Below are 11,440 nucleotides of genomic sequence, written 5' to 3'. Positions count from 1 at the left end.
TTTCCGCTTCCGCAAAGCTCATTTGCCGTTTCATCGTCGTGGACCCGTTCCGTGAACTATCTTCTACAACGTCCTCGGCTGCGTCAGCGATGACCACAGAGCCGGATAAATCAGTGTTTCCCTAGGGATATCGACGTGCGTTCATGTCGAAAATGCCGAGTGAAAGGTTCCAGAGACTTGTATGCCGAATACGCGTAGCGTGTCGCTCACGGCAATGCCGAGCGATGCGCTACGCGTATGCGGAAAACAAGACATTTTTGTAATCGTCGCGTTGCATCCCCAAAAATTGGGTCGCGTTTCAAGACGTTTTCTGTCTCCGTCGCATGCGCAATCTGGGACAGAGTAAGTCGAAATTTGCATAGCGTTTGTGAGCGAAATTACGGCTGCGTACGGTTCGGGTTGATGGTGTCATTCTCCATTGTCTGTATGCGATAGAAACGATGCGCATATGTAATGCGCCGTCGCGAGACTGCGGGCACCAGTGGGTACGGATCGCGGTATGGTTCGAACGAAATCACGCAGCATAAGAGGATGCAATCATGGCATCGATTCCCGAGCCGTCATCAAACGGCGAGAACACCAAGCAGAACTGGCTCGAATCGCACGAAGCTGGCTATCATAAAACTCTCGGCAACCGGCAAGTTCAGATGATTGCGATCGGCGGCGCGATTGGCACCGGTCTGTTTCTCGGTGCCGGCGCTCGTCTGCAAGCCGTTGGTCCGTCGCTTGCGATCGTCTACCTGGTTTGCGGAGCATTTTCGTTCTTGATTCTGCGCGCGCTCGGTGAACTTGTGATGCACAGGCCTACTAGCGGGAGTTTCGTGTCGTACGCACGCGAGTTTCTCGGCGAGAAAGCGTCCTTTGTTGCGGGTTGGATGTACTTCCTGAACTGGGCGATGGCGGGCATCGTCGATATCACGGCGGTCGCGCTCTACATGCATTATTGGGCACCATTTGCTGGTGTGCCGCAATGGGCCTTTGCGCTTGTCGCGCTGTTCATTGTCGCGACCATGAACCTGATCGGCGTGAAGTGGTTTGCCGAGATGGAGTTCTGGTTTGCCTTGATCAAGGTTGCCGCAATCGTGCTGTTTCTCATTATTGGCACGGTGATTCTCGGTGTCGGTGGCCATGTCACCGGCCACGACACGGGGATGCACCTGATCACGGACAACGGCGGATTCTTCCCGCACGGGCTGATGCCAGCTCTGGTGTTGGTGCAGGGTGTTGTGTTCGCATTCGCCGGGGTTGAACTCGTCGGTATTGCCGCAGGCGAGTGCAAGGATGCGCGCAAGATACTGCCACGTGCGATCAACAACGTGATCTGGCGGATCGCGCTTTTCTATGTGGCATCGGTCGTGCTACTCGTCTGCTTGCTGCCGTGGAGTGCGTACAAGGCGGGGCAGAGTCCGTTCGTGACGTTCTTCGGCATGCTCGGCGTCCCCGGCATTGGCTCGGTTATGAATATGGTAGTGCTGACTGCTGCCCTGTCGAGTCTGAATTCTGGGTTGTATTCGACGGGCCGCGTGCTGCGCTCTCTGGCAATGGGTGGTTCCGCGCCGGGGGTGCTCGGGCGGATGAGTTCACATTCGGTGCCATACGTGGGGATTCTTGTAACTGTTGCGATCTATTTCGTTGGGGTGCTGCTGAATTATCTTGTTCCGTCCAGCGTATTCGAGATTGTGCTCAACATCGCGTCCCTCGGCATCCTCAGTACGTGGGGCTTCATCGTCGTTTGCCAGATGAAGTTCCGAACGGCAGTCAGGCGCGGCGAGGTAAACGACGTGTCGTTCAGGATGCCCGGTGCCCCGTTGACGTCATGGCTCGTTTTGTTGTTTCTGCTCGGGGTACTTGTGCTGATGGCGTTCGACTATCCGAATGGCACGTACACCGTAGCGTCGATTCCATTCGTCGGACTGATGCTCGTGATGGGATGGAAATGGGTCAGTCAACGCTCGCGACGCACGATGCTGAAACCGACGATTCCGTCGGTCGCGCTCACGCAGAAAATCCTCGAGAAGGACGACAACTAGGCTTGGGTGACGGGCAAGAGGGGCAGCCGCTGGCTCGCCTTCGGTTGCTGCCCTGAACAAACGAGGGAATTACCATGACACCGTTCGACGAAATGCACACGGGCGGGCAGGTTCGCGCGCCGTACTCGCAAGTGAATACATGGCTCAAGGCGCAGAATCCCGCGAGCCTCGCCCAGAAGGCCCACGACGCGGAAGGCGTGTTCCGCAAGACGGGCATCACGTTCGCCGTCTACGGCGACGCGGAGGCCGCCGAGCGGCTGATTCCGTTCGACATCGTCCCGCGCATTATCTCGGGCGCGGAATGGAGCCGGCTATCGCTCGGGATCGAGCAGCGCGTGATGGCGCTCAATGCGTTCCTCGACGACATTTATCACCGGCAGGAGATCGTGCGCGCGGGCATCGTCCCGAAGCACCTGATCGCGCACAACGAAGCATTCGTGCCGGAGATGATCGACTTCCGGCCGCCCGGAAACGTTTACACGCACATCATCGGCGTCGACATCGTCCGTACCGGCGAGAACGAGTTCTACGTGCTGGAGGACAACGCGCGTACGCCGTCCGGCGTGTCGTACATGCTGGAAAACCGCGAGACGATGATGCAGCTCTTCCCCGAGCTGTTCCAGCAGGTGAAGGTGCGTCCGGTCGAAACCTATCCGCAGTTGCTGCGCCAGTCGCTCGCGGCCGTGTGCCCGCCGGGCGGCAACGCCGACAACCCGACCATCGCCGTGCTCACGCCCGGCATCCACAATTCCGCGTACTACGAACATTCGTTCCTCGCCGACCAGATGGGCGTGCACCTCGTCGAGGGCAGCGACCTGCAGGTGATCGACGGCCGCGTCGCGATGCGCACGACCGAAGGGTTCCGCCCGATCGACGTGCTGTACCGCCGCGTCGACGACGCGTTCCTCGACCCGCTCACGTTCCGCCCCGATTCGGTGCTCGGCGTCGCGGGGATCATGGACGTGTACCGCGCGGGCAACATCACGATCGCGAATGCGCCCGGCACGGGCATCGCCGACGACAAGGCGATCTACTCGTACATGCCGGAGATCGTCGAGTTCTACACGGGCCGCAAGGCGCTGCTGGAGAACGTGCCGACCTGGCGCTGCGGCGAGGCCGACAGCCTGAAGTACGTGCTCGAGCATCTCGACGAACTGGTCGTGAAGGAGGTGCACGGCTCGGGCGGCTACGGGATGCTGGTCGGGCCGTGCGCGTCGAAGGCCGAGCTGGAGGCGTTTTCCGCGAAGCTGCGCGCGCGCCCCGCGAACTACATCGCGCAACCGACGCTCGCGCTGTCCACGACGCCGATCCTGACCGACGCCGGCCTCGCGCCGCGCCACGTCGACCTGCGGCCGTTCGTGCTGGTGTCGGACCGGATCCGCATCACGCCGGGCGGGCTCACGCGCGTCGCGCTGAAGGAGGGATCGCTCGTCGTCAACTCGAGCCAGGGCGGCGGCACCAAGGACACCTGGGTGCTGGCCGACTGAGCCGGACGCGACCGCGCGCGCCGCAACCGGCGCGCCAACCGAATGAAGACGGAGTGGACACGAGATGCTTCTGGGACGTACTGCAAGCGGTCTCTACTGGATGTACCGCTATATCGAGCGCGCGGAGAACATCGCGCGCATCGTCGATGCCGGGCTGCGGATGGCACTCACGCGCACGTCCGACGCGCCGGCCGAATGGTCGTCGGTGCTCGTCAGCTCGGGCACGGACGACGGCTACCGGCAGAAATACGACGCGTATGCGGCCGATACCGTGACCGACTACCTGCTGCGCGACCGCGACAACCCGTCGAGCGTGCTGGCGTGCATCGAGGCCGCGCGCTCGAACGCGCGGATGGTGCGCACCGCGCTCACGCGCGAGGCGTGGGAGAGCGTGAACGGCGCGTGGCTCGCGCTGCGCCGCGCGCTCGCGCAGCCGGTGCCGGAGAGCGAGTTGCCGGCCGTGCTCGACCAGGTGAAGCGCGAAACCGCGCTGATCCTCGGCAGCTTCTACAGCACGATGCTGCGCAACGAGATCTTCGATTTCGCGCAGATCGGCGCATTCATCGAGCGCGCGGACAACACCGCGCGGATCATCGACGTGAAGTACCACCTGCTGCTGCCGTCCGTGTCGCACGTCGGCACGATCCTCGACAGCTACCAGTGGGAGACCATCCTGCGCTGCGTCGCCGCGCACCGTTCGTACCGTTGGGTGTACGACGTGCAGTACAAGCCGATGAACATCGCCGACTACCTGATCCTGAACGGCCGCATGCCGCGTTCACTGCGTTATTGCTACGGGCGCGTCGTGTCGAGCCTGAACCTGCTCGCGAAGGATTACGGCGTGACACACCCGTGTCACGACACGGCCACGAAGATTCTGCAAATGCTGTCCGATACCTCGGTCGAGCGGATCTTCAAGAGCGGCCTGCACGAGTTCCTGACCGACTTCATCGGCCGCAACAACAGCCTCGGGCTCGAAATCGCCCAGGCCTACAACTTCGACTGAGACTTGCGATGCGACTCGAGATCGTCCACTCAGCAAGGTACTCTTACGACGGACCTGTGCCGCATATGCTACAGCGCCTGCGGCTTCGTCCGCCGACGAGCCGCAGCCAAACGGTTCTGAGCTGGGAAGTCCTCGCCAACGATCGGCCACCGGAACTGTCGTACGTCGACGGATTCGAAAACCATGTCGACTTGACAAGCAGCATCGCCGACGCGACCGAAATCGTGATCGTGTCGCGTGGCGAAGTGACGACGCACGAAAAGATGTGCATGCTCGACCATCCGGAAGGCTACACACCTCCGTGGTTGCTTTTGCGGGAGTCGCCGCTGACACGATCGGGGAATTCGCTCAAGGAGCTGGCGGCAGCGCTAAAAGGTAGGACCGACCGGCTCTTACAGCTACATGAACTGATGGCAATCGTGCATGACCGCTTGGCATACGCGTCGAACACTGCAGATACCGTGACAGATGCGGAGTCTGCATGGATGAGCGGGCGAGGCTCATGTCAGGATTACGCACACGTATTCATTACAATTGCGCGCCGGCTCGGCATTCCAGCACGCGTCATATCCGGCTATGTGCTAGCGGATGATTACGAAACACGGCCTGCGAGCCGTACGTGGGCTTCGGCGTATGTCAATGACCTCGGCTGGGTCGGCTTCGATCCTGTCGACAATATTTGTCCCAACGAGCGCTATGTGAAACTCGCCGCAGGCGTCGACGCTCGTGGCGTAGCACCGGTGACGATCCACCGCTCGACAGCGTGTAGGGAAACACTCGCCGTCGAGATCGCGATGCGACGAATGGACGAGTGAGACAGATGCCACTCGGTGAGCCGAGTCGGTCAAACAAGGGAGTGATACCGCACTCGCACGGATGCGGCCACTATGGCTCGGTTATGGCAGATGTTGAGGCGCTGTACCGCACGAGACGGATCTTCGACCTACTCGGTTTCAGATGCCGAGCGCTCACCAATCGATCGAGCAGATCGCATTAACCGGTTACATAATGATAAAAAAGCAAAGTCACATTGTGATCCCCGGGGGCGCGACGTGGTACCGCGGGCACTCAGGCCTACAGCGTCTATTTTCTTCACACCGATCAGCGTCGCGTTGTCCGTACCGATGATCGCTCACTTAAGTGGTGGCGACGCGATCGCTACCTGCTTCGCGTACAGAGACTTTCATGGGTATGACCTATTGGGCTTCGCACTCGCGTCCGCGACAACCGGTTACTGGGCCGTCTATATTTTACTGACACGCAGCGTTGCGGTGCGTAAGAGCGGGATTGAGGGACTGTCGCTGTCACTTGGCGTTCCATTCCCGGTGTCGCTAAGCGTTTGCGTCGTGCAACCGTGACACTTGCGGATCTCGCGCACGCTGCCGGCATCGCGTTGCTGCTTCCGCTCATTCCCCATGCGATTGAGATGTCGATGCTTCGTCGACTCAACGTACGGATCTTCGGCACCCTGATGAGTCTCGAGTCTGCCGTCTCGAGCTTCATGGAATGGGGCGTGCTGAAGGAAAAGGTGTCGGTTTTCCAACTCGCCAGCGTGTTTCTGGTTTCGATCGTGAGCGCCGGTACCAGCGTCAAGCGCTAGAGCGTTGTGGGCTTTTTGGGAGGTATGCAATGGAAGCAAAGTGGCTCGAAGACTTTTTGAACCTAGCGGACACCAAGAGCTTTTCACGCGCAGCCCGTAACCGGCATCTAACACAGTCGGCATTCAGCCGCCGGATCGCCGCGCTCGAAACTTGGATGGGGGCGAAACTTGTGGATCGGAGCATTGCACCGGTAGCGTTGACACCGGCCGGTCAGATGTTCCGTGCGCTGGCCGCTGATATCCTGCGCAGCATGTACGCGGCTCGTAACCTCGTGAATGGGTACGACGAATTCTCGACGAACGAACAGGTGGTGCGGTTCGCTGTCGCTCACACGCTGGTTTTCACGCTATTCCCGGCGTGGCTGCAGCGGCTCAAGAATGACGTTGGTCACGTGACCGTCAAAGTCAACGCGGTGAACGTGCCAGAGGGTATGCAGCAACTTGCTAGCGAGGAGTGCGACCTTCTGCTCGCTTATCACCATCCTCAGCTTCCGATTCTGCTCGATCCGAATCACTATCCATTTATCCGCCTCGGCATCGAACGGATCATGCCGGTTTCTGCGCCGGACATGACCGGCAAGCCGCGGTTCCGACTACCTGGTACACCGTCAGAGCCGCTTCCACTGCTCGCATACTCGTCCGGCGCGTTCCTCGGCAACGTGGTAGAGATGCTGCTGCTCAACGCGACGGAGCAGTACGAACTACATCGCTGCTTTGAGACGCACATGTCTGAAGCGTTGAAGTGCATGGCGCAGGCCGGCCATGGGATTGGATGGCTGCCCGAAAGCTGTATGACGAAGGAGTTGGCTGACGGTAGCCTCGTCATCGCTGGTGGCGCACACTGAGTCACGGAGCTCGAGATACGTTTGTATCGTTCCGCCCGCAAGCGGGGGGAGGCTGCGGAGACGCTATGGTCGCGCATTATCGCCTGCGCACACGCAGGAGCCAGTTAGCGGCAGACTGATCACTTGTTTGGCTTTGGCAGGCGCCGAGAACGGGGCTGTCTTCCGCAACGATCGATCTGTCCGTTCCTCGACAGCAACGCGTGGTCACGACGCTAACACGGAGATGGCGTCTGGGATCGTCTGGCGCTCGACCACCTGAAGCGGGCTGATCAACTGACGACGCTGCGCGGCGGACAGCTTGCTCGGGCTTGCTGGATGGTCACGATACTGAGCGGACAATGACGTGCTCTTCATGAGCCTCGGGGATGAGACGGGCCAGGTGAGGTGATCCTGTTGCCCGGCCGGCTGGAGAAGTTTCGGGATGAGGCGATCGGTGTAGCCCACACGCGGTCTGCTCAGCGGTTGGTCGCACAATCCGCGGATCGGTGGAATCGCGTCGATCAGTTACAACGGACCAGAATACTAGCCGCCCGCGCTCGCCGGGCGGCGCGATTTCACTGAGTGCGAACCGCAGCGAGCGCCTCATTGAGCGTCCGGCTCGGCCGCATCACTGCATCGAGCTTGTCGAAGTCGGGCTTGTAATAGCCGCCAATGTCGGCCGGGTTGCCTTGCACGGCCGACAGCTCCGCAAGAATCGTTTGCTCGTCGTCGGCCAACTGCTTCGCGAGCGGCGCGAACTGCGCGGCCAGCGCGGCGGCGTCCGTCTGTGCCGCCAGTTCCTGCGCCCAGTACATCGCTAGGTAGAATTGGCTGCCACGGTTGTCCAATTCACCGGTCTTCGGGCTCGGACTCTTGTTGTTGTCGAGCAACCTGCCGGTGGCCGCATCCAGCGTCTTCGCAAGAATCTTGGCCTTCTCGTTACCTGTCTTGATACCCAGTTCTTCGAGCGACACGGCGAGCGCGAGGAATTCACCGAGCGAGTCCCAGCGCAGATGGTTTTCTTCCACGAGTTGCTTAACGTGCTTGGGCGCCGAGCCGCCCGCGCCGGTCTCGTACATGCCACCGCCCGCCATCAGCGGCACGATCGACAGCATCTTCGCGCTCGTGCCCAGTTCCATGATCGGAAACAGGTCCGTCAGGTAGTCGCGCAGGATGTTGCCCGTGACGGAGATAGTATCGAGCCCGCGCACGACGCGCTCGAGCGTGTAACGCATCGCGCGCACCTGCGACATGATCTGGATGTCGAGGCCCGTGGTGTCGTAATCCTTGAGGTACGTCTCGACTTTCTTGATGAGCTCGAATTCGTGCGGACGATACGAGTCGAGCCAGAACACGGCGGGCGTGCTCGAGTTGCGCACGCGCGTGACGGCGAGCTTGACCCAGTCGCGGATTGCCGTGTCTTTCACTTGACACATGCGCCAGATGTCACCTTCCTCGACGTTCTGTGTGAGCAGCACCTCGCCCGTCGCGACATCGACGATGCGCGCCTCGCCGTCTTCCGGCACTTCGAAGGTCTTGTCGTGCGAGCCGTATTCCTCGGCCTTCTGCGCCATCAGGCCGACATTCGGTACGGTGCCCATCGTGACCGGATCGAAGTTGCCGTTGGTCTTGCAGAAGTTGATCATCTCCTGATAGATCCGCGCGAACGTGCTCTCTGGAATCACCGCCTTGGTATCCTTCGGACGGCCATCGGCCCCCCACATCTTGCCGCCGAGGCGGATCATCGCCGGCATCGATGCGTCGACGATCACGTCGTTTGGCGCGTGCAGGTTCGAGATACCCTTGGCCGAGTCGACCATCGCCAGTTCCGGACGGTGCTCATGGCAGGCGTGCAGATCGCGGATGACTTCCTCGCGCTTCGATTCCGGAAGCGAATCCAGCTTCTCGTAGAGGTTCGCAAGGCCATTGTTGACGTTCACGCTCAATTGGTCGAACAGATTACCGTGCTTCGCGAACGCATCTTTGTAGAAGATTCTCACAGCGTGGCCGAAGACGATCGGGTGCGAAACTTTCATCATCGTCGCCTTCACGTGCAGCGACAGCATCATGCCGCTCTTGCGCGCATCTTCCATCTGGTCCTCGTAAAACGCGAGCAGCGCCTTCTTGCTCATGAACATGCTGTCGATGATCTCGCCGTCCTGAAGCGCGACCTTCTGCTTCAGCACGATGGTCTTGCCGCTCCGGGTGACAAGTTCCATCTTGACGTCGCGCGCGCGGTCGAGCGTCATCGACTTTTCGCCGTGGTAAAAGTCGCCGTGCCGCATGTGCGCGACGTGCGTGCGTGACGCCATGCTCCACTCGCCCATGCTGTGTGGATGCTTGCGGGCGTAGTTCTTCACCGCAGCGGGCGCGCGGCGGTCCGAATTCCCTTCGCGCAGTACGGGGTTCACTGCGCTGCCGAGACACTTCGAATAGCGCTGGCGGATCACCTGCTCCTCGTCGGTCTTCGGATCTTCCAGATAGTCCGGCACGTTGTAGCCTTTGGCCTGCAGTTCCTTGATCGCGCTCACCAACTGCGGCACCGATGCACTGATGTTGGGCAACTTGATGATGTTGGTGTCGGGAAGTTGAGTCAGCCTGCCCAGTTCTGCGAGGTTGTCGGGCACCCGCTGCGCGTCGGTCAGGAACTCCGGAAACTCACCCAGGATGCGCCCGGCGACCGAAATGTCGCTGGTCTCGACCTGAATGCCCGCCGGTCCGGTGAAGGTCCGGATGATGGGCAGGAATGCGCTGGTCGCGAGCAGCGGGGCCTCGTCGGTGAGGGTGTAGATGATTGTCGGTTGCTGGGTCGTCATTGCTGGGCTCTGGGCAGACGGTTGAAAGGCATCCCGCACGCGCCATCGGCGCGGGAGCGGAAACGTTGATCAAGGATCGGGCAACACTGAGACAGAATCAATGCGCGGAGCGGACAGCGATGCCGGGCCGATGTCCACGAAAGTGGAACGCGATGACGAACACTGCCGTCTGCGGCGCAGACCATATAGCACGAGCGGATTCTGCCTGATTTTCGCGGTCGCGGAAATGCAAGTGTGCTGCATCGACGGGGTGACTCCACAACCCTGAGGGGCCAACCGGCTTTCCAGAAAGCAGCCATTCGGTGATCCGCGGACGCATCAGCCGGTCAGCAAGCTTCGACGTCGATAGCGGTCACGCGACGCGCGTCAAGCGCAAGCATCCGTGCAAGTTTCACCGGAGATGCACGTTGCACCTCCGATATCGCCGTCGAGCACAATTGCAGGACCTCGTCGTCGGGATTCACTTCGTTGAACAGATGAGGTTGTCGTCTCCTGTATCTCGATGCCGCGAATAGCAACAGGTTAGTCGAAATACGCATGCCTCTTGTCAGCAAAAAATCGATGACGTACGGTATCTCGCAGGCGTCACTAGTCGATGCGTACAAGGTATTCCAGATGACCTTTGATCCAGTAGAACGATGATTCGAGGAGCATGTCAAGCGAGCTGCGGTGTTCATCGCGGCATTGAATGCGATCGTAAGATCGTCGAACTGGTGTCCGCACGTGACATGAAATCAGTAAGCAATCGATAGAAGGGAGATCGCGATGTCTACGTTGGCTAGCTTGCAGGGCGCAGCAGAAAGGGATGTGAAGGGGGCTGATAGCGAAGCTGTCGGTGGTCAAGCGGACGGTGAAGAGAGCGTGCGTGATGCGGTCGGTGATCGACTCAAGCAGGTCAGGAAAAAGGCAGCGGACGCCCAAGTGATTGTCGTCGAGAAGGGTAAAAAGACGGCTCGTGTGGCAAACGAGTATGTGCACGATCGGCCCTGGACGTCGGCGGCAACTGCCCTAGGGGTTGGCGTACTGATCGGTTTGTTGATCGGCCGGCGATGATTGAGTTCGCGTCATTGTGACTAGTGCGTCGTTCAAGAATCTTCGGTCGATCGAGCATCTTGTGCAGATGCGGCGCACGGAACACCTAGACGTGTATTTCTGAACACCGAGGCTTCGTCACTTGGGCATGTGTGCCCAGGTGACGGGCGAATTCTGTTCGCAGAAGCTCGTCAAGCCCCTTGTAATATCTCATTCTCATCCTGCTTTACTCGGCGCACTACAACTCAATCTGATCATCGGCGTCTTCCCGGTTGGTCGGAAGTTGCGTTCAGGCTGTTCATGATTGGTTGCCGGTAGTTTTGCCCAACTCGGGCAATTTGTCAGTGCTCGTTAGCGTCGACTTGGCCTTTGTCGAATCACTCCTCCCTCCCTCCCTCCCTCCCTCCCTTTCATGTAGCCAACTCAACAATTTTTGGCTGACGTCAAAGGCTGTACGTGTCGGCGGCGCGCGAGGTTCCCAGTATTCGGCCTGCTCCGGGTTCTTAGTAGCTCAACACATGGCGGTTTCAAGGGCGAAGTGCAACACCTCGCGGGTTACTGAACAGGAGCGCGATCCGTGGGGTTAGCCAGAATCTGAGCAAGGATTTCCAGAGGCGTGTGCCAGTTCAGCGTGGCCCGCGGACG

General features: G+C 60.0%; 8 protein-coding genes and 2 pseudogenes. 7 read left to right on the top strand and 3 right to left on the bottom strand.

What is annotated here, in order from left to right; translation table 11 throughout:
* Positions 1-539 precede the first annotated feature (539 nt).
* From ansP to HWX25_RS32140, 6 genes and pseudogenes are all read left to right on the top strand, one after another.
* A complete protein-coding gene (gene ansP, locus HWX25_RS32165; RefSeq protein WP_175889157.1) occupies positions 540-2,030 on the top strand; it encodes an L-asparagine permease in 1,491 nt (496 codons plus the stop codon).
* A 74-nt stretch (positions 2,031-2,104) separates the two neighbouring features.
* Entirely contained in the window at positions 2,105-3,517 is a 1,413-nt protein-coding gene (locus HWX25_RS32160; protein ID WP_175889156.1) for a circularly permuted type 2 ATP-grasp protein, read from the top strand.
* A 64-nt stretch (positions 3,518-3,581) separates the two neighbouring features.
* On the top strand, positions 3,582-4,523 hold the full coding sequence (locus HWX25_RS32155) for an alpha-E domain-containing protein (protein WP_175889155.1): 942 nt from the start codon (positions 3,582-3,584) through the stop codon (positions 4,521-4,523).
* Positions 4,524-4,531: 8 nt separating this feature from the next.
* On the top strand, positions 4,532-5,338 hold the full coding sequence (locus HWX25_RS32150) for a transglutaminase family protein (RefSeq protein WP_175889154.1): 807 nt from the start codon (positions 4,532-4,534) through the stop codon (positions 5,336-5,338).
* 539 nt (positions 5,339-5,877) lie between these two features.
* Positions 5,878-6,123, top strand: coding sequence for an EamA family transporter (locus HWX25_RS32145; RefSeq protein WP_175889153.1), 246 nt, complete (start codon positions 5,878-5,880; stop codon positions 6,121-6,123).
* A 29-nt stretch (positions 6,124-6,152) separates the two neighbouring features.
* Positions 6,153-7,076 (top strand): annotated as a pseudogene (locus tag HWX25_RS32140) (LysR substrate-binding domain-containing protein).
* 96 nt (positions 7,077-7,172) lie between these two features.
* Here HWX25_RS32140 and HWX25_RS32135 read toward each other — a convergent pair.
* The 3 genes and pseudogenes from HWX25_RS32135 to HWX25_RS32125 form a co-directional block, all read right to left on the bottom strand.
* Entirely contained in the window at positions 7,173-7,412 is a 240-nt protein-coding gene (locus HWX25_RS32135; protein ID WP_175889068.1) for a hypothetical protein, read from the bottom strand.
* Positions 7,395-7,478 (bottom strand): annotated as a pseudogene (locus HWX25_RS32130) (IS5/IS1182 family transposase); the annotation flags it as partial. The gene HWX25_RS32135 and the pseudogene HWX25_RS32130, both read right to left, overlap by 18 nt.
* Before the next feature lie 44 nt (positions 7,479-7,522).
* Positions 7,523-9,763 carry an NADP-dependent isocitrate dehydrogenase gene (locus HWX25_RS32125; protein WP_175889151.1) on the bottom strand — a complete coding sequence of 747 codons (2,241 nt, stop codon included), beginning with the start codon at positions 9,761-9,763 and terminating at the stop codon, positions 7,523-7,525.
* A gap of 765 nt (positions 9,764-10,528) precedes the next feature.
* Between HWX25_RS32125 and HWX25_RS32120 the strand changes: the two genes are divergently transcribed.
* On the top strand, positions 10,529-10,816 hold the full coding sequence (locus HWX25_RS32120; protein WP_175889150.1) for a DUF883 family protein: 288 nt from the start codon (positions 10,529-10,531) through the stop codon (positions 10,814-10,816).
* The last annotated feature ends 624 nt before the right edge of the window (positions 10,817-11,440 follow it).

The organism is Burkholderia sp. BCC1640, assembly GCF_902833125.1.
Taxonomy (GTDB): domain Bacteria; phylum Pseudomonadota; class Gammaproteobacteria; order Burkholderiales; family Burkholderiaceae; genus Burkholderia; species Burkholderia diffusa.
Note: the sequence above shows the minus strand (reverse complement) of the source record. Positions and strands in the feature narration are given on the sequence as shown.